This is a genomic window from Sphingomonas phyllosphaerae, from assembly GCF_036946485.1.
Classification (GTDB): domain Bacteria; phylum Pseudomonadota; class Alphaproteobacteria; order Sphingomonadales; family Sphingomonadaceae; genus Sphingomonas; species Sphingomonas phyllosphaerae_E.
This window is the reverse complement of the sequence record NZ_JAQIJA010000001.1, coordinates 123,515-141,904: the sequence shown is the minus strand read 5'-3', so window position 1 is coordinate 141,904 and position 18,390 is coordinate 123,515. Positions and strand designations below refer to the sequence as shown.

At 66.1% G+C, this 18,390-nt stretch carries 21 protein-coding genes; 6 read left to right on the top strand and 15 right to left on the bottom strand.

Going from position 1 to position 18,390, the window contains the following annotated elements; translation table 11 throughout:
• Position 1: 1 nt before the first annotated feature.
• The 8 genes from PGN16_RS00660 to rpsL all read right to left on the bottom strand — a co-directional run bounded on the left by PGN16_RS00660 (position 2) and on the right by rpsL (position 6,972).
• A complete protein-coding gene (locus PGN16_RS00660; protein WP_310098839.1) occupies positions 2–316 on the bottom strand; it encodes a 50S ribosomal protein L23 in 315 nt (104 codons plus the stop codon).
• Positions 309–923 carry a 50S ribosomal protein L4 gene (gene rplD, locus PGN16_RS00655; protein ID WP_335307495.1) on the bottom strand — a complete coding sequence of 205 codons (615 nt, stop codon included), beginning with the start codon at positions 921–923 and terminating at the stop codon, positions 309–311. Before rplD ends, PGN16_RS00660 begins: the two co-directional genes overlap by 8 nt.
• A gap of 3 nt (positions 924–926) precedes the next feature.
• Positions 927–1,658, bottom strand: coding sequence for a 50S ribosomal protein L3 (gene rplC, locus PGN16_RS00650; protein ID WP_335307494.1), 732 nt, complete (start codon positions 1,656–1,658; stop codon positions 927–929).
• 296 nt (positions 1,659–1,954) lie between these two features.
• Positions 1,955–2,263: a 30S ribosomal protein S10 gene (gene rpsJ, locus PGN16_RS00645; protein WP_007406109.1), complete on the bottom strand. Its 309-nt coding sequence runs from the start codon at positions 2,261–2,263 to the stop codon at positions 1,955–1,957.
• Between the two features lie 211 nt (positions 2,264–2,474).
• The gene (gene tuf, locus PGN16_RS00640; protein WP_058754869.1) at positions 2,475–3,671 is read right to left on the bottom strand and encodes an elongation factor Tu; all 1,197 of its coding nucleotides are present in this window, start codon (positions 3,669–3,671) and stop codon (positions 2,475–2,477) included.
• A gap of 214 nt (positions 3,672–3,885) precedes the next feature.
• Positions 3,886–5,979, bottom strand: coding sequence for an elongation factor G (fusA, locus tag PGN16_RS00635; protein ID WP_335307493.1), 2,094 nt, complete (start codon positions 5,977–5,979; stop codon positions 3,886–3,888).
• 107 nt (positions 5,980–6,086) lie between these two features.
• Complete coding sequence (gene rpsG, locus PGN16_RS00630) at positions 6,087–6,557, bottom strand: 30S ribosomal protein S7 (protein WP_058754871.1); 471 nt, start codon at positions 6,555–6,557, stop codon at positions 6,087–6,089.
• 43 nt (positions 6,558–6,600) lie between these two features.
• Positions 6,601–6,972, bottom strand: coding sequence for a 30S ribosomal protein S12 (gene rpsL / locus PGN16_RS00625; RefSeq protein WP_022691828.1), 372 nt, complete (start codon positions 6,970–6,972; stop codon positions 6,601–6,603).
• Positions 6,973–7,255: 283 nt separating this feature from the next.
• Between rpsL and PGN16_RS00620 the strand changes: the two genes are divergently transcribed.
• Positions 7,256–8,464, top strand: a complete 1,209-nt coding sequence (locus PGN16_RS00620; RefSeq protein WP_335307492.1) for a hypothetical protein — start codon at positions 7,256–7,258, stop codon at positions 8,462–8,464.
• Here PGN16_RS00620 and PGN16_RS00615 read toward each other — a convergent pair.
• Both PGN16_RS00615 and PGN16_RS00610 read right to left on the bottom strand, forming a co-directional pair.
• Positions 8,425–8,769: a DUF3140 domain-containing protein gene (locus PGN16_RS00615; protein ID WP_335307491.1), complete on the bottom strand. Its 345-nt coding sequence runs from the start codon at positions 8,767–8,769 to the stop codon at positions 8,425–8,427. The two genes, PGN16_RS00620 and PGN16_RS00615, sit on opposite strands and share 40 nt — an antisense overlap.
• Positions 8,770–8,813: 44 nt before the next feature.
• Positions 8,814–9,701, bottom strand: a complete 888-nt coding sequence (locus tag PGN16_RS00610) for a LysR family transcriptional regulator (RefSeq protein ID WP_335307490.1) — start codon at positions 9,699–9,701, stop codon at positions 8,814–8,816.
• Positions 9,702–9,800: 99 nt separating this feature from the next.
• Between PGN16_RS00610 and PGN16_RS00605 the strand changes: the two genes are divergently transcribed.
• Together PGN16_RS00605 and wrbA are read left to right on the top strand one after the other, a co-directional pair.
• Complete coding sequence (locus PGN16_RS00605; protein ID WP_335307489.1) at positions 9,801–10,544, top strand: pirin family protein; 744 nt, start codon at positions 9,801–9,803, stop codon at positions 10,542–10,544.
• Between the two features lie 24 nt (positions 10,545–10,568).
• Positions 10,569–11,171: an NAD(P)H:quinone oxidoreductase gene (wrbA, locus tag PGN16_RS00600; RefSeq protein WP_335307488.1), complete on the top strand. Its 603-nt coding sequence runs from the start codon at positions 10,569–10,571 to the stop codon at positions 11,169–11,171.
• Positions 11,172–11,278: 107 nt separating this feature from the next.
• Here the strand turns inward: wrbA and PGN16_RS00595 are convergent, their stop codons facing one another.
• Positions 11,279–12,118 carry a M15 family metallopeptidase gene (locus tag PGN16_RS00595; RefSeq protein ID WP_335307487.1) on the bottom strand — a complete coding sequence of 280 codons (840 nt, stop codon included), beginning with the start codon at positions 12,116–12,118 and terminating at the stop codon, positions 11,279–11,281.
• On the opposite strand from PGN16_RS00595, the gene PGN16_RS00590 reads away from it, so the two are divergent.
• Both PGN16_RS00590 and PGN16_RS00585 read left to right on the top strand, forming a co-directional pair.
• Positions 12,104–12,757, top strand: a complete 654-nt coding sequence (locus PGN16_RS00590) for an RluA family pseudouridine synthase (RefSeq protein WP_335307486.1) — start codon at positions 12,104–12,106, stop codon at positions 12,755–12,757. The two genes, PGN16_RS00595 and PGN16_RS00590, sit on opposite strands and share 15 nt — an antisense overlap.
• A gap of 305 nt (positions 12,758–13,062) precedes the next feature.
• A complete protein-coding gene (locus tag PGN16_RS00585) occupies positions 13,063–13,857 on the top strand; it encodes a PEPxxWA-CTERM sorting domain-containing protein (protein ID WP_335307485.1) in 795 nt (264 codons plus the stop codon).
• 108 nt (positions 13,858–13,965) lie between these two features.
• Here PGN16_RS00585 and arfB read toward each other — a convergent pair whose 3' ends face one another.
• Positions 13,966–14,388, bottom strand: coding sequence for an alternative ribosome rescue aminoacyl-tRNA hydrolase ArfB (gene arfB, locus PGN16_RS00580; RefSeq protein ID WP_335307484.1), 423 nt, complete (start codon positions 14,386–14,388; stop codon positions 13,966–13,968).
• Between the two features lie 73 nt (positions 14,389–14,461).
• Positions 14,462–15,715, bottom strand: a complete 1,254-nt coding sequence (locus PGN16_RS00575; RefSeq protein ID WP_335307483.1) for a DUF1996 domain-containing protein — start codon at positions 15,713–15,715, stop codon at positions 14,462–14,464.
• Positions 15,716–15,998: 283 nt separating this feature from the next.
• On the opposite strand from PGN16_RS00575, the gene PGN16_RS00570 reads away from it, so the two are divergent.
• Positions 15,999–16,478 carry a GAF domain-containing protein gene (locus PGN16_RS00570; protein ID WP_335307482.1) on the top strand — a complete coding sequence of 160 codons (480 nt, stop codon included), beginning with the start codon at positions 15,999–16,001 and terminating at the stop codon, positions 16,476–16,478.
• A gap of 88 nt (positions 16,479–16,566) precedes the next feature.
• Here PGN16_RS00570 and PGN16_RS00565 read toward each other — a convergent pair whose 3' ends face one another.
• Positions 16,567–17,823, bottom strand: a complete 1,257-nt coding sequence (locus PGN16_RS00565) for a M20/M25/M40 family metallo-hydrolase (protein WP_335307481.1) — start codon at positions 17,821–17,823, stop codon at positions 16,567–16,569.
• An 85-nt stretch (positions 17,824–17,908) separates the two neighbouring features.
• Positions 17,909–18,361, bottom strand: coding sequence for a universal stress protein (locus PGN16_RS00560; RefSeq protein WP_335307480.1), 453 nt, complete (start codon positions 18,359–18,361; stop codon positions 17,909–17,911).
• Between the last annotated feature and the right edge of the window lie 29 nt (positions 18,362–18,390).

The window sequence follows — 18,390 nt, the reverse complement described above, 5'->3', positions numbered from 1 at the left end:
CTTACTTGGCCCCCTCGGTGACGTCGATCGACTGCCCCTCGCGGAGCGTCACGATCGCCTTCTTCATGTCGGAGCGACGGTAGGGCGCACCCTTCCAGCGCTTGGTCTTGCCCTTCTGGACGATCGTGTTCACGCCGACGACGCTGACGTCGAACAGCGCTTCCACGGCCGCCTTGATCTCGGGCTTGGTCGCCTTGTTGGCGACCTTGAAGACCACCGCGTTCTGCTCGGAGAGCAGGGTCGCCTTCTCGGTGATGTGCGGCGCGACAATCACGTCATAATGACGGTTGTCGATCGCCTTTGCCGGCTTAGCCATTGAAGCGCGCCTCCAGCTTCTCGACCGCCGCGCGCGTCAGCACCAGCGTGTCAGCCTTGATGATGTCGTAGACGTTGGCGCCCACGGCGGGGAGCAGGTCCACACCCGGAAGGTTGCGACCGGCGCGGAAGCCTTCGCCCGCCTCGCCGTCGATCACCAGCGTCCGCTTGCCCGTGTTGAGCCCCGCGAAATGGCCCTTCAGCTCCTTGGTCTTGGCGACCTCGAAACCTTCCAGGACGATCAGCGAACCCGCCTTGGCGTGGCTGCTGAGCGCCATCTTCAGACCCAGTGCACGGATCTTCTTGTTCAGGCCCGGATTGAAATCGCGGACGCGGGCGCCGTGCGCCTTACCACCGCCGATGAACACCGGAGCGCGACGATCGCCGTGACGGGCGACGCCGCCGCCCTTCTGACGACCGAGCTTCTTGCCCGACCGTGCGACATCCGAACGCTCGCGGGTGCCGCGCGCGGTGGCGCGACGCTTCTCGAGCTGCCAGGTCACGACGCGGTGCAGGATGTCGGCGCGCGGATCGAGGCCGAAGACCTCGTCGTTGAGCTCGACTTCGCCCGTATCGGTGCCGGCGAAGGAAGAAATCTTGACCTTCACTTCTTAGCCCTCCTGGCTCTCGGCAGCTGCCGGAGCAGGGTCTGCGGAAACATTGTTGTTGGCCGCCTTGATCGACGCCGGGAACGGCGCACCTTCATGACGGGCCTGCTTGACGGCGTCCTTGACGAACAGCCAGCCGCCCTTGGAGCCGGGGACCGAACCCTTCACGAAGATCAGCCCGCGCTCGACGTCGGTGCCGACGATCTCGAGGTTCTGCTGCGTGCGGTTCTTGTCGCCCATGTGGCCGGCCATCTTCTTGTTCTTGAAGACGCGGCCCGGATCCTGACGGTTACCCGTCGAACCATGCGAACGGTGGCTGACCGACACGCCGTGCGTGGCGCGCAGACCGCCGAAGTTCCAGCGCTTCATCGCGCCGGCGAAGCCCTTGCCCTGCGTGCGACCCTGGATGTCGACCAGCTGGCCGGCGACATAGTGATCGGCCGACAGTTCGGCCCCGACGTCGAGGAGGTTCTCTTCGCTCACGCGGAATTCGTGGACGATCGCCTTCGGCTCGACCTCGGCCTTGCCGAAGTGGCCGCGCTGCGGCTTGGCAACGTTCTTGGCCTTGGCGACACCTGCACCAAGCTGGACGGCGGTGTAGCCGTCCCGGTCATTTTCGCGACGGGCGATGACCTGAAGCGCCTCGATCTGCAGGACGGTGACCGGCACGTGGCGGCCGTCGTCCTGGAACAGGCGGGTCATCCCTATTTTCTTCGCGATCACGCCAGTACGCATGATCCCTTGCTCCTTGACAGAGGCACCCTGAAGCCCATCCCCAGGGTGCTTGCGACCCGTGGCTTGCGCCGCGGATCAGTCCGGCCCGGAATAGCGAAGCGTGCCCCCGTCCCGGGCTGGGCGCTCTCCACGAAGGAAGAGCAGACGGGAGACGCTGGACCCGGCCACCCGAGGGCGACCGGCGGTATCTCATGGTCGTCGGAGCGTCCGCTCAGGCGGTGCGCTCGTCCGTTTCGTGCGATACGCCACGAAACGACAAACCCGCGGGACTCACGTCAACCGCGGGAGCCGGCCGGTTACGCCAGCTTGATCTCGACGTCAACACCGGCGGCCAGATCGAGCTTCATCAGCGCGTCGACGGTCTGCGGGGTCGGCTGCACGATGTCGAGCATCCGCTTGTAGGTGCGGACCTCGAACTGCTCACGCGACTTCTTGTCGATGTGCGGCCCACGGTTGACCGTGAACTTCTCGATGCGGGTCGGGAGCGGAATGGGACCACGGATGAGCGCGCCGGTGCGGCGCGCGGTGTCGGCGATATCGCCGGTCGCCTGATCGAGCACGCGATGATCGAACGCCTTCAGGCGGATGCGGATGTTGCTGTCCATAGTCCCTACCAATGCGAAAGAGCGGGGTACCTGCCCTGCCCGCCTGCCGGATCACCCGGCGCGACGAATCGGGAGCACCTCTTGCTGTTCTCGAACGAAAACCGAAGCGGCGGCATTAGTGCCGCCCTCATAAAAAGGCAACCGCCCGACGCACCTTTCGGCGCGCCGGGCGGGACCTTTGCGACGAGCCGCGCGACGCGGCCCGACGTCCTTACTTGGTGATGCCGCTCACGACACCCGCGCCGACGGTCCGGCCACCCTCACGGATGGTGAAACGCTGGCCGACGTCCATCGCGATCGGGGCGATCAGCTTGATGCCCAGCGCGACGTTGTCGCCCGGCATGACCATCTCGGTGCCCTCGGGCAGCTCGACGGTGCCGGTCACGTCGGTCGTGCGGAAGTAGAACTGCGGACGATAGTTGGCGAAGAACGGCGTGTGACGGCCACCTTCGTCCTTCGACAGCACGTACACTTCCGACGAGAAGTCGGTGTGCGGCTTGATCGAGCCCGGCTTGCAGAGCACCTGGCCACGCTCGACTTCGTCACGAGCGACGCCACGGATCAGCGCGCCGACGTTGTCGCCCGCCTGGCCCTGGTCGAGCAGCTTGCGGAACATCTCGACGCCGGTGACGGTGGTCTTGCGGACTTCCGGGTGGATGCCGACGATCTCGACTTCCTCACCGACCTTGATGATGCCGGTCTCGACGCGGCCGGTGACGACCGTACCACGACCCGAGATCGAGAACACGTCTTCGATCGGCATCATGAACGGCTTGTCCAGCGGACGCTCCGGCTGCGGGATGTACTCGTCGACCGCCTTCATCAGCTCGAGCACCGCATCCGGGCCCAGCTTCTGGTTCGAACCCGACAGCGCGCAGGTCGCCGAACCCTTGATGATCGGAATGTCGTCGCCCGGGAACTCGTACGAGCTGAGCAGCTCGCGGACTTCCAGCTCGACCAGCTCGAGGATTTCCTCGTCGTCGACCAGATCGACCTTGTTCATGAACACGACCATCGCCGGCACGCCGACCTGACGGGCGAGCAGGATGTGCTCGCGGGTCTGCGGCATCGGGCCGTCGGTGGCCGACACGACCAGGATCGCGCCGTCCATCTGCGCCGCGCCGGTGATCATGTTCTTCACATAGTCGGCGTGGCCCGGGCAGTCGACGTGCGCATAGTGGCGGTTCGCCGTCTCATACTCGACGTGCGCGGTCGAGATGGTGATGCCGCGCTCACGCTCTTCCGGCGCCTTGTCGATGTTCGCGAAGTCGACCGCGGCGTTGCCCGCGACGTTCTCCGCCAGCACCTTGGTGATCGCTGCGGTCAGCGAGGTCTTGCCATGGTCGACGTGACCGATGGTGCCGATGTTCAGGTGCGGCTTGGTCCGCTCAAACTTAGCCTTGGCCATTGTTTCCCTACCTTCTGGATTTCACATGCAAGCCGCACGAGGACTCGCGTGAAGGCGGCCCCATAGCGGCTGTTTAACCGTTGTGCAAACCCCTGCCCTGCTCTGGCGAGCCGACGCAGGACTTAATCCTGCGCCGTCGGACGGGATCGGCGGGGCCGACCGGCCGGCCGGCCCTGCGGCGTCTCGGGAGCAGGTTGCCCTGCTCCCGTGCGCCTTAGGCGAGCTTCGCCTTCACCTCATCCGCAACATTCTGCGGCACTTCGTCATAGTGCGAGAACTGCATCGAGTAGCTGGCGCGGCCCTGCGTGAACGAACGCAGCGAGTTCACGTAGCCGAACATGTTCGCCAGCGGGACCATCGCGGTCACCGCCTGCGCGTTGCCGCGCGTGTCGGTGCCCTGGATCTGGCCACGACGCGAGTTCATGTCGCCGATGACGTCGCCCAGATAATCCTCCGGGGTGACGACCTCGACCTTCATCACCGGCTCGAGCAGCGTGATGCCGGCCTTCTGCGCGCCTTCGCGCATCGCGCCGCGCGCGGTGATTTCGAACGCCAGCGCCGACGAGTCGACGTCGTGATACGCACCGTCATACAGCGTGATCTCGAAGTCGATGATCGGGAAGCCGACCAGCGAGCCCGTAGCCGCCGTCTCGCGGAAGCCCTTTTCGATCGCCGGGATGTATTCGCGCGGAATGTTGCCGCCCTTGATCTCGTCCTTGAAGATGATGCCCGCGCCGCGCTCGCCCGGCGTCAGCTTCACCTTCACGCGACCGAACTGGCCGGTGCCGCCCGACTGCTTCTTGTGGGTGTAGTCGATGTCGACCGGCTTCTTGAGGTATTCGCGATACGCCACCTGCGGCGCGCCGACGTTCGCCTCGACCTTGAACTCGCGCTTCATACGGTCGACGAGAATCTCGAGGTGGAGTTCGCCCATCCCCTTGATGATCGTCTGGCCCGATTCGTGATCGGTTGACACGCGGAACGAGGGGTCCTCGGCGGCCAGGCGGTTGAGCGCGATGCCCATCTTTTCCTGGTCGGCCTTGGTCTTCGGCTCCACCGACAGCTCGATCACCGGCTCCGGGAATTCCATGCGCTCGAGGATGATCGGGTGCGCGGGATCGCAGAGCGTGTCGCCGGTCGTCGTCTCCTTGAGACCCGCGATCGCGACGATGTCGCCCGCACGCGCCTCTTCGATGTCCTCACGCGAGTTCGCGTGCATGAGGAGCATACGGCCGATCTTTTCCTTCTTGTCCTTCACCGAGTTCAGGTAGCCGCCCTTGGTCAGGACGCCCGAATAGATGCGCGCGAAGGTCAGCGAGCCGACGAACGGGTCGTTCATGATCTTGAACGCCAGCGCCGAGAACGGCGCCTCGTCCGACGACGGACGCTCGTCCGGGGTCTCGCCGTCGAGCTTGACGCCCTTGATCGCCGGCACGTCGAGCGGGCTCGGCAGGAAGTCGACGACGGCGTCGAGCAGCGGCTGCACGCCCTTGTTCTTGAACGCCGAGCCGCAAACGACCGGCACGAACGACATGTTCAGCGTGCCCTTGCGGATCAGCTTCTTCAGCGTGGCGGTGTCGGGCTCGTTGCCCTCCAGATACGCTTCCATCGCCTCGTCGTCCTGCTCGACGGCGAGTTCGATCAGGTCGTTGCGATACTTCGCCGCCTTCTCGACCATGTCGTCGGGGATCGGCTGATATTCGAACTTCGCGCCCAGCGACTCTTCGAGCCAGATGATCGCGCGGTTCTCGACCAGGTCGACCAGACCCTTGAACCCGCCTTCGATGCCGATCGGGAGATACAGCACCGCCGGCTTCGCGCCGAGACGCTCGATGATCGAGTTGACGCAGAAGTAGAAATCGGCGCCGGTGCGGTCGAGCTTGTTGACGAAGCACATGCGCGGCACGCCGTACTTGTCGGCCTGACGCCACACGGTTTCCGACTGCGGCTCCACGCCGGCGACGCCGTCGAAGCACGCGACCGCGCCGTCGAGCACACGCAGCGAACGCTCGACTTCGATCGTGAAGTCGACGTGGCCGGGGGTATCGATGATGTTGATGAGGTGCTCGGGGCCCTTGCCCTCTTCGGCCTTCCACTTGCAGGTGGTGGCAGCCGACGTGATCGTGATCCCGCGCTCCTGCTCCTGCTCCATCCAGTCCATCGTGGCGGTGCCCTCATGGACTTCGCCGATCTTGTAGGACTTGCCGGTGTAGTAAAGAATACGCTCGGTCGTCGTCGTCTTGCCGGCGTCGATGTGCGCCATGATGCCGATATTACGGTAGAGTTCGAGCGGATGGCTGCGGGCCATGATCGGGCTTCCTTAGCGATGTGGGGAGCGCAGCGTGTCGCCGGCTCCCCACGATATAGGTCAGATTTGAGACGCTTCCAAGACAGGCCGCGTCCGCATCGCCGGTGTTACCAGCGGTAGTGCGAGAAGGCGCGGTTCGCTTCCGCCATGCGGTGCGTGTCCTCGCGCTTCTTCACCGCGTTGCCGCGGTTGTTCGACGCATCGAGCAGTTCGCCCGACAGCCGCGCCGACATCGTGTTCTCGCTGCGCGCACGCGCGGCCGAGATCAGCCAGCGGATCGCGAGCGCCTGGGCACGCTCCGGACGGACTTCGACCGGAACCTGATAGGTCGCACCGCCGACGCGGCGGCTGCGGACTTCGATGCCCGGCTTGATGTTGTTCAGCGCGTCATGGAACACGCCGATCGGCTCGCGCTTCGCGCGGGTCTCGACGGTGTTGAGCGCCGAATAGACGATGCCTTCCGCGACGGACTTCTTGCCGTCCAGCATCACCGAATTCATGAACTTGGAGAGAACCTCATCCCCGTACACGGGATCAGGCAGGATTTCCCGCTTCTCGGGACGACGACGACGCGCCATGGTCTGTTACCTTTCAATCAGCTGGTGAGAATACGGGAGCGGCTTACTTCGGCCGCTTCGCACCGTACTTCGACCGCGACTGCTTGCGGTCCTTGACGCCCTGCGTGTCGAGCACGCCGCGCAGCACATGGTAGCGCACACCGGGAAGGTCGCGCACACGGCCGCCGCGGATCAGCACCACCGAGTGCTCCTGCAGGTTGTGGCCTTCACCCGGAATGTAGCTGATGACTTCGCGCTGGTTGGTCAGGCGAACCTTGGCCACCTTGCGCAACGCCGAGTTCGGCTTCTTCGGGGTCGTGGTATAGACACGGGTGCAGACGCCGCGCTTCTGCGGGTTCTGCTCCATCGCAGGGACCTTGCTCTTGGCCTTCTGCGGGTCGCGGCCCTTGCGGACCAGCTGGTTGATCGTCGGCATTGAAGCCTTCACCTTTCCGATAGGTTACTTTGCTGGAGCCCTAAAACACAGACTTGGAATACGAAAAGGGACCGCGGCGCCGCCGCTTGGGCGGCGACCGGATGGCCCTTGATGCATCCAGCAATGTTCAAGCTGCCCGGCGGAGTCGCCTCCTCCCGGACCGGCGCGCTATACGCACGCTCGCCCCGTCGGTCAATCGCCACGCTGCGTAGCATCGGCGCTTGCCGCCGCCGCGCAACCGTTTACGAGGCGCCTGAGCTTACATGGGTTAGCAGGACACGCGATGCCGAATGTCATGGCGCGGGCGCGCGCCTTTCGCGATCGCGATTTCGCCGCACTATTGGTCGGCGCCACGCTGCTCTATGTCGCGTGCGTGCCGTTCATGAACGGCGACATCCGCAATTACCTGATCCCGTGGATGCAATATCTGCTCGATCACGGGCGGTTCGCGGCGTTGGGCGACGATTTCTCCGAATATGCGCCGCCGTACCTCTACCTGCTGGCGCTGGGGAGCTGGACCGCGCCGGTGATCGGCGTGGTGCCCGCGATCAAACTGGTGTCGGTCGGCGGCACGATTTTGCTGGCGGTGACGATGTACGCGCTGCTGGCGACCCGCCTCACCCGCCGTCAGGCGCTGTCGGGCGGCGCGCTGACCTTGATCGCGCCGACCGTCGTCGCGAACGGCCCGGTCTGGGGCCAGTGCGACGCGCTTTATACCTGTTGCGCGATCCTGGCGGTCGCGGCCTTCATCCGCCAGCGTCCGGCGCTGGCGATGGCCGCGGTCGGCGCGGCGCTGTCGTTCAAGCTGCAAGGAGTGTTCATCGCGCCGCTGGTGCTCGCCATGCTGCTGGCTGGACGCGCGCGCTGGTGGATGCTGGCGATCATCCCGACGGTCTATGCCGCCGCGATGCTGCCCGCCTGGTTGGCCGGACGCCCGGCGATCGACCTCGCGCTGCTCTACCTTGGACAGGGACAGCATTATCACGACCTGGCGCGCTCGGTACCGAATATCTGGCAGATCCTGCGCGCTCTGGTCACCATTCCCTACCCGATCGGCGTCGCGATCGGCCTGATCGCTGCCGCCAGTGCGACGATCGTCGTGGCGTGGCGGACGCGGCACCATCTGATGCAGCCCGAGGATGTCGTGCTGGTCGCACTGCTCGGCGCGATCGTGGTGCCGTACCTGCTGCCCAAGATGCACAATCGCTATTTCTTCATGGCCGACCTGCTGGCCGGGGCCTATGTGTTCATGCGACCGACGCCGCGCGCCTTCTGGATCGTGCGGCTGGTGACGATCGGCTCGCTGCTATCCTATGCCACCTTCCTGCTTCACCTCACCGGCGGCGCGTTCGTGGGCGCCTTCGCGATGACCGCCGGTCTGGTGCTGACGTGGCGCGAGGTGCGCGAGCGGCTTCCCTATGGCCGGCCGCTCGCGCCCCTCGCCGAGGCGGCTCATTTCAAGGGATCGTGCCCCCAGTTCATCAAGGAATAGCGCCAGTCGGACTGTTCCTTGTCCTTCGCCGGCCCGCCCTGCGCGAGATGGCGGTGAACATAGCCGACCACCTTCTTCATATGCGCATAATCATCGTCGGTCAGATCGGCCTTCTTCTTGCGCTTGATCGCGACGATCCGCCGGCCCGATTCGTGACCGACGCCCTCGCCCGAGCCCTTGCCGTCGTCGCCCTTCCAGCCGACACGCTTGCTGTCGTCGCTGTCAAGGAATTTCTCCAGCTCGGCGGGCGCCATGTTGACCGCCTCGGCGAAGTCTTTCGCAATCGTGTCGTGATCGTCGGCCATCTGCTTCTCCTCGGACGAGGAAAAGCGCCGACGACCCGAACGGTTCAATCGCGCAGCCGGGTGGTTAGAAAGGCGATCAGCGCATCGACGCGCGCCGGGCGCAAGGCACTCGGCGGGGTAAGCAGGTGCAGCCCGATCGGCGCCGGCGCCCAGTCGTGCAGGATCTCGACCACCCGCCCAGCCGCCAGCGCCTCGCCGACGATGAAGCCCGGCAGCCGCGCGATGCCGAGGCCCGCCTCCAGGGCCGGGACCAACGCGTCACCACTGTTCGCCGCCAGCGGGCCCGCCGCGCGCACCGACACCTCTGCGCCCTCGGGCCCACGAAACCGCCATGGTCCGGTGATGTTGGTGTAGCCGAGCAGGCGGTGCTCTCCCAATTGTGCCGCATGGGTCGGCGTACCGTGCGCCGCCAGATACGAGGGAGCGGCGACCAGATGCGCCGCGATCGAGCACAGCCGCCGCGCGCGTAAGGAGCTGTCGGGCAGATCGGCGATCCGCAGGGCGACGTCGAACCCCTCCGCGACGATATCGACCCGCGCATCGGAGAGGTGCAGTTCGATCTCGATCTGCGGATGCTCGTGGAGGAAGTCGGCGAGCAGCGGCGCGACATTCTTGACCCCGAAGGTCATCGGCGCGGCCAAGCGCACCCGCCCGCTCGGCATGCTCGCGCCGATCCGCGCCGCTTCCTCGGCGGCCTGCGCCTCGGCGACGATCCGCGCGGCATGGTCGGCGAGCGGCGCGCCGGCCTCGGTCAACGCCAGCCGCCGTGAGGTGCGATGGAACAGCGACACCCCCAGATGCGCTTCCAGCCGCGACACCGCTTTGGACACCGTCGCCTTGCTCAACCCGATCGCATCCGCCGCACCGCTGAACGACCGGTGCTCGGCCACGGCGGCGAAGATCGCCCAAGCCTCGAAATCGGGGAGCCTCATGGCCGGTCTTTTACGCGGCGAAACGATCCGTTTCAATCGTTTCTGTTTTGGGGAGCCTCATGCCTCCCTAGCTTGGCGGCAACGAAACGGAGGTTGATCATGACCGACACCGCCACCCTGACCCGCCCCGCCGGTATCGAGCGGCGCGGCTTCGAGACGCTGGGCCACGCCAACCATGGCTGGCTCGATGCGCGCCACCATTTCTCGTTCGCCAATTACCATGATCCGGCACGGATGAGCTGGGGGGCGATCCGCGTCTGGAACGACGACACGATCGCGCCGAACAGCGGCTTCCCCCCGCATCCGCACCGCGACATGGAGATCATCACCTATGTCCGCAGCGGCGCGATCACGCATCAGGACTCGCTGGGCAACACCGGCCGCACCGAGGCCGGCGACGTGCAGGTGATGAGCGCCGGATCGGGTGTCCGCCACGCCGAATACAATCTCGAGAACGAGCCGACGACGCTGTTCCAGATCTGGATCGAGCCGACCCGCAGCGGCGGCGCGCCGAGCTGGGGCGCCAAGCCCTTCCCGAAGGGCGACCGCAGCGGCCGGTTCGTGACGCTGGCGAGCGGGTTCGAGGCGGACGTGACCGGGCCGGGTGCGGCGCTGCCGATCCGTGCCGAGGCGCGCGTGCTGGCGGCGACGTTGGCGGCGGGCGAGACGCTGACCCACGACATCGGCGCGGGCCGCCACGCCTATCTGGTCCCCGCGACCGGCGCGATCGAGATCGACGGCGCGCGCTTTGCCGCGCGCGACGGCGTCGCGATCACCGGCGGCCGAACCATCACCATCACCGCGATCGACGAGGCCGAACTGGTGCTCGTCGACGCCAACTGACGTTACTGAAAGGAGCTGACGACCATGACCAAGGTGCTCGTGCTTTACTATTCGTCCTACGGCCATATCGAGAAGATGGCCGATGCCATCGCCGAGGGTGCGCGCAGCAGCGGCGCGGAGGTCGACATCCGCCGCGTCGCAGAGACCGCGCCTGCCGAGATCGTCAAGGCGGCCGGCTTCAAGACCGATACCGCGCATCCCGAGATAGAAGGTCCGGACGCGCTGGCGAACTATGACGCGATCGTCGTCGGCGCGCCGACCCGCTACGGCCGGATGCCCAGCCAGATGGCGGCGTTCTGGGACACGACCGGCGGGCTGTGGATGAAGGGCGCGCTGGTCGGCAAGGTCGGCGGCGCGTTCACCTCGACCGCCAGCCAGCATGGCGGCCAGGAAACGACCCTGTTCTCGATCCTGACCAACCTGCTCCACCATGGCATGACGATCGTCGGGCTCGACTATGGCTTCCAGGGTCAGATGGGCGTCGACGAGGTCAAGGGCGGCACGCCGTACGGTGCGAGCACGCTGGCGGACGGCGACGGCAGCCGCCAGCCCTCGCAGGTCGAGCTGGACGGCGCGCGCTATCAGGGCAAGCGCATCGCCGAGACCGCCGCGAAGCTGACGGCATAAAGAGCCCTCACTGTCGTCCCGGGCTCGACCCGGGACCCCGCTTCTTCCTTTCGTCTCTGACAAGAAAAGCGGGGTCCCGGATCAAGTCCGGGACGACCTGATTACTCTTACCGCTTCTTCGCGCGCACCACCTTGCACTTGCCCTTGCGGCATTCGGGCGGCGCGACCGGTCCCATGTACACCGGCGGGGGCGCCACCTGCGCGATCACGACCGGATCGCGCGGGACCGCCGGCTCGGCCGGATACCGCACCCGCGCCGCCGCGAACAACGCCCGTGCCCGCGCCGCGCCCGGCGTGGTCGCGTGCGCCCCGACCCAGCGCCAGTGCCACGGCTCCCATTTCACACGCTGGCGATTGCCCGCCGGGAACGACATCTCGAATCCGTAGCGCGCCGCATTCTTCACGAGCCAGCGGAACGCCGGTGTCGCGGCGACGCACGCCTCGGCATCCGGGCAATCGTTGCGGCGCGGGCGGAACGCGAAGTCGAGCGCGAAGCCGGTCGCATGTTCGCTATGCCCCGGCGGCGCCACCGACAGCGCGCGCTGTGCGGCATCGGTCTGCCCCTCGCGACAGAACACCGCTTCCTGATAAGTGATCGAACGGTGGCACGACAGCGCGAGCACCTGCCCGCCCGCCGCCGGATCGCGCGCCGCCGCCTCGATCAGCCGTTGCAAATCGGGGAGCACCTCGCGCCGCAGCACGCACGGGTTGACCGTCAGCGCGCCCGGCACCGCCGCCAAAGTATCGGGCGCGGCGTCGCCATAAGGCAGATGCCCCATCACGCGATTGTCCGCCGCGGTCGGCACACGGCGGCCATCGCACAGTTGCGCCTGAACGGGCGTAGCGGCGAGCGCGGTCAGCGCGGCGAGGATCGTCGGGAGTCGCACCGCGCCCTCTGGCCATGCCGCGCGCCAACTGGCAAGAGCCGCGCCATGTTGGGTCAGCATGTTCTTTTCCTCGATGGCGAGGCGTTGGTGATCGACAAGCCCGCCGGGCTGCCGGTCGATCCGCCGCGTGCCGGGGGCCTCAGCCTCGAAAATCACCTGTCGTCGCTCACCTTCGGATTTCGGCGCTGGCCGGTCGCGGTGCACCGGCTCGACCGCGACACCAGCGGCTGCCTGCTCCTGTCGCGCAACCCCAAGGCGCACGCCCGTATCCAACAGGCGTTCGAGCGCGGCGAGGTCTCCAAACGCTATGTCGCGATCCTCGACGGCGTCCCCGCGGGTGAAGCCGGCACGATCGACCTGCCGCTCGGCAAGGTGTCGACCGCCGAGGCGGGCTGGCGGATGACGCGTGACCCGCGTGGCAAGGCGGCGCGTACCGATTGGCGACTGCTCGCGACGCACGAGGGCCGCGCGCTGGTCGAGTTCCGCCCTGCGACGGGGCGCACGCACCAGATCCGCGTCCACGCGCTGGAGGGACTCGGCGCACCGGTCACCGGCGACCCGGTCTATGGCACCGGGCATGACGGCGGCATGATGCTCCACGCGATCGCGTTGACCTTGCCGCGTCCCGGCAAGCCCGATGTCGCAGCGGAAGCACCGTGGCCGGCGCGCTTCTCGGCCCTCGGGTTCACGGCCGGCTGAAACGTACCGGGCGTCGGTGCCGCCCCTACATCGATGTCCGATACCGCAGGCGTGCGACGCGCCGGACGACGCGTGCCTCTATGCGATGCCTTATCGGTCGATGCCATGCCTGCCATAAGACAGACAAGCTACCGCAAGCCGTTACACGACGCCCTCGTAAGTGTCGTTACACTTGTCACCTTGCGCCTTTGTCTCAAATCGGGATGGTCACCAAGTAGTGTAAGAAAATACGCCTTCGCTCACATTTAATCTAAGGTTAATTGTGACTTAACAGATCGCAACACCTGCGACATGGGAGGGCAACAATGAAAACGACATCAAAGCTTGTGCTGGGCGTTTTGGCACTTGGCGCTTCGGCTTCAATCGCTCAGGCGCAAACAACCGTCTACAAGGGCTATGATGCCAGCAATGGTACGGGCGTCGCCGTTCGCACCAATGCTGACGCCGCAAGCGCACAGTTCCAGTCGGCACTGGCGGGCACGAGCACCGAAAGCTTCGAAAGTTTCGGTAGCGGCACCGGTGCGCCGCTCTCACTTAGCTTCGCCGGTAGTGCCGGCGCGCTGACCGCGAACCTCACCGGCGCCGGTTCCGTATCGAGCAGCCCGACCAACAATGCCTTCTATGACCGTTTCGCCACGGACGGCACCAAATATTACGAGGTCGACTCGAACGATTTCAAGATCACCTTCGGAACGCCGGTCGCCGCCTTCGGCTTCTACGCCACCGACATCGAAAGCGATGTTCAGCTGATCCTGGGTCTGGCGTCGGGCGGGACCCAGACGTACGGCTTCGCCTCGCTCTTTCCGGACGTGGACTACAGCCGCATCTTCGCGTCGCCGACGGCTTCGGTCAACTTCCTCGGCTTCATCAATACGACCGATCTGTTCACCAGCGTGACCTTCGGCCAGGGCCCCAACTCCGGCGGCGATGTGCTGGGTTTCGACCAGATGACGATCGGTGACGCTCGTCAGGTGGTGAACCCGCCTGCCGGCGCGGTTCCCGAGCCCGCGACCTGGGCGATGATGATGCTTGGCTTTGGCGTGGTCGGCTTCGCCATGCGTCGCAAGGCGAAGGTCAACACGCGGGTCCGCTTCGCCTGACCCAGCGCCCTTGGGGCCGATTGAAGGGCTGCCGATCATGAGATCGGCAGCCCTTTGCGTTCGGATGGCCGGCCGCGTTCCACAACCGTTCGTCGCTCAGCCCTGTCGCTAATCGAACGCCGGCTTCTTCCGCCCTGATTTCACCGCCGATCGCCCCTTCTTCGCATCCACCCGCCGCACCTGCGACGCGCGTGTCGGCTTGGTCGCGCGGCGCTTGGCCTGCACCACCGTCGCCTCGCGAACCAGCGCCAGCAGCCGTTCGCGCACCTCGGCGCGATTCATATGCTGCGAGCGGGAGCCTTCGCTGCGCAGCGTCAGCACGCCGTCGCGCGTCATTCGCGTGCCCGCCAGTTCCGCCAGCCGCAGCTTCACCCGCTCGGGCAGATCGGAGCGCGCGACATCGTACCGCAGCAGCACCGCCGAATCGGTGGTGTTGACATGCTGCCCGCCGGCGCCACCCGAACGGGTGAAGCTCTCCTCGATCAAATCGGTATCGATGCTGATCGAACGGGTGACGGGGACGCGGGCCATGCACGCTCCATAAATGCGAAGATCCGGCCGCACCATCGGTGCGACCGGATCTCCTGGTCATCGCTGGGGCGGATCAGGCCGCCGGAACGTCGACCAGTCGCGGATGCGCCTTCCAGTCGAAGTTCGGGTCAGCGCGCAACTGCTTGCCGTTGCCCAGATCACCGCCGTTGCAGCTCAGCAGCTTGTTGATGCAATTGGCGAACCAGGTCTTCATGACATCGTCGTCCCACGCACCCATCCAGTCGGCATGGAAGGTCGAGCCCGGACGCTTCGGCGCCATCCCCGGCATGTTGTCGGAAGCCAGCGACCAGGTCGACATGCCCGGCGTCCACTCGCCCGACCGGTCCAGATCTTCGTCGACCGCGTACCATGCGGCCAGCGAGAACATCGGGATCAGATAGGGAAGGTTCTCGGGGCAACGCTGTTGGCCCATGTTGTTCCACTGCGGATAGCCGACATGGCTGCGGTGATCGGCGCTGTTCAGGTTCTTGCCGTCCCAGCACGTCGGCGACGCGATCATCGCACCGATGTGATTGCCGACCGGGCAGTTCTTCGCCGCCGTCACCAGATCAGGGTAATGGCCGCCGGTGCCGGTAGGACCGTCACAATTGAAGTAGAAGCCTTCGCCCTTCTCGGTCGCCATGTTGTAGCCGAAGATGTAGCGCATCCCGCGCGGCAGCGCGACGCACGCCTTGCCCATCTTCTGACACTCGGGGTCGGTCTCGGGCAGCGACTTGTAATAGATCACCACGTAATCGGGACGCACGACCTTGCCCTTGCCGTTGAGCATCGCCGGGATCCAGTAGGCCGAGCGGTTCAACTTGTTCGCGCAGGTGCTTTCGCCCGAAGTACGCAGGCTGGCGTACGTCGAATAGGCGTTGGTGCCGGTGTTGCCGAAGAACTGGTGAAGGTGGCTCTTGCCCGGCTGGCCCGGGAAAACGATGGGATCGTCGCGCTTCACGTCGCCCGCGCTGCAAAGGAAGCGGAAGGCGCCGACCACTTCGGGACGACCGCTCTGGGCAATATCGCCGGTGCCCCACGACGGGACGAGATACTTGTCCACGTCGAAGTTCGACGCGATCTTCTCCAACTGGCCTTGTCCCGGCAGCAGGCCGGTCTGGACGGCACCCTTCACCGGCTCGATCGCGGTGGTCGTGACGGCCTGCGTGACCGACGTCGGCAGAATGCCGCTCAGCTTGGCGGTCGCCGGCGCGGCGATAACAGTCACCTTGCTGCCAAGCGCCTTGAGCATGTTCGACGGAATGATGGCGGCATAAGCGGTAGAGGCAGCCAGGATCATGGCGCCCGAAATGACGATTTTCTTCATCACAGTCCCTGGCGTTGTGGGCGTTCGTTGAACCGAAGTTCATCCCGAACACCGTTTTCGACCGGCACGGCCGGTGCCGCGCTGTAGAGACATGATTAGCGACAAAACCCTAACATAATCTAACACTTCTGGTTTATTTTCGTTAAGTGTTAGAATACTTAGGGGACCGCTTCAAGGATGCTGGTTACTTCCTGTTTACTTCCTTTACCAGCACCCTAATTTCATTTCGTCCCGCGATGCGCTCCCTCTGGCGCAGCGCCCGCGCAGCGCCTACCTCGACGCCATGTACGACTTTCACATCGAAGCCGAATCGAAGCCGGCATTGTATCGCGAGCTGCTGCGCGCGCTCGACGCGCTGACCGCGGGCGAGCGGGATGGTATCGCGAACATGGCCAATGCCGCCGCGCTGATCGCGCAATATCTGCCCGACCTGAACTGGTCCGGCTTCTATCGGCTGGTAGAGGACGAGCTGGTGCTCGGGCCGTTTCAGGGCAAGGCGGCCTGTATCCGCATTCCGCTGGGCAAGGGTGTCTGCGGCACGGCGGCGGCGGAGCGCCGCACGCAACTGGTCGCCGACGTCCACGCCTTTCCCGGACATATCGCCTGCGATGCGGCGAGTCGCTCGGAACTGGTGGTGCCGATCGTCCGCGATGGCGCGCTGCTCGGCGTGCTCGATCTCGACAGCCCGTCGCCGGCGCGCTTCGATGACGAAGACGCGCGCGGGTGCGAGCAATTGATGGCGCTGCTGGCCGCGCGGCTATAGTTCTCTCGTCATTGCGAGCGTAGCGAAGCAATCCAGGGCGTCCTGATCCGGCCCTGGATTGCTTCGCTACGCTCGCAATGGCAAATCGTTATTTCTTCTCGCGGCCCGCGAACGTCACGAGGCTTTCCGCGCCATTCGCGCCCACCGCCGCGACCCCGAAGAAATGATCATCGACCGGCACGCCCGCGACGTCGAGGCTGGTGCCGGTCGCCTCGCGCGACTGCGTCCATGCCGCCGCATCGGCACGCCGCCAGTAGATCCTGTAGCGCGCCGCCCCCGGCACCGCCGCCCACGTCACCTTCGTATCGTAGGACAGCGCGCCCGAGATCGACGCGACCGGCGGCGCGGCGGGCGCGGCGGCGAGCCGCGCGATCGTCGCGACGTTGATCGCGGTGACCTTCGCCAGATAGGGGAAGTCCATCCCCTCGATCGTATCCGCATAGACGCTCCCGTTCTCGGTACGCACGTCCTGATGCTGACGATCCCAGTTTTCCGCCGCGACCGAAAAGCGCACCGCCGGATAGCCCTGCTTGAGGAATGGCTCGTGATCGCCGCCGCGCCCGAAGCGGTCGGGGCGGCGGTCGACGAACACGCCGAACCCGCCGGGCAGCGTGCCCGCGATCCCATCGATCGCCTTGGCGAGCGCGCGGCTCGGACCGTCATCCTCGCCGCCGACGCCGCGCCGCTCGATCGCCTCGACAAGCGACTCGCTGCTGCGGATTCCTTCCGAGAAGACGCGGACATAGCCGTCGATCGTCACCCCGCCCTGCCCGACCGTGTTGCCGACGATATCGTTGTTGAGCATCGCATCGACCTGCCAGCCCCGCGCCTTGGCGGTCTCGGCGAGCAAGGTCGCGCCCCACAAGCCCTGCTCCTCGCCGGAGAAGGCGACATAGACGATGTTCGCCGCAAACTTCTCCTTCGACAGGATGCGCGCCGCCTCCAGCACCAGCGCGACCCCGCTCGCATCGTCGTTCGCGCCGGGCGCGTCGCTGGTCACGTTCATCACGTCGGTGACGCGGCTGTCGATATGCGCGCCGACGATGATGTAGCGGTTGGGGTCGCTGCCCTTCTGGACGCCGAGCACGTCCTCGATCACCACGCCGTCGGGCGCGCGCGGACCGACGAAGCGCCGCGACAGCCGCTCGGTCGCGATACACCCGCCGCAGGCGCGCGACAGCGCGGCGAACTCGCCCGCCACCCAGTTACGCGCCGCGCCGATCCCGCGCTTCGGGTCGGTCGCCGACGACAGCGAGTGGCGCGTACCGAACGACACCAGTTTCTCGACCGTGGCGCGCTGCCGCGCTTGCGACGGCGCCTCGCGCGCGGCGGCGGGGGGTGGCAAGGAGCAAGGGCGCGGCGGCGAGCAACAGGCGATGGTTCATGCCCCGCTTGTGGCGAGGGAATCGCCTGCGCTCAAGCGATTGCGATCAACTCAGCCGGTCGATCGCCTCCGTCGACAACCCGCCCGGCACGATCATCAGCGGCACTGGCAATGTCCCGACATCCGCGGCGAAATGATCGACCAGCGCGCCGGGCGCGCCATCCGCGGCCGCCCCCAGCACCAGCGCGGCGATCTGCGGATTCTCGGCGATCAGCGCGCGGATCACCTTCGGTCCATCGCCGCTGCGCACCGTGATCGACGGGCGCACCCCCGATTCCTCCAGCAACGTTCCCGCCGCGCGCGCGACCAGCCCTTCGGCATGGCGCTGCTGTTCGTCCTCGATCGTCGCCTGCACGCCGCCGAACGGAATGAACTCCTGCGGCGGCAACAGCGCGAGGATCTCGACCCCGCCGCCGGTCTTCACCGCGCGCCGCGCCGCGAAACGCAGCGCGATCAGCGCCTCGGGCGTATCGTCGATCACCGTCAGATAGATGCGCATCAAGGCCCCCTTCAACGCCGGGTGTACCG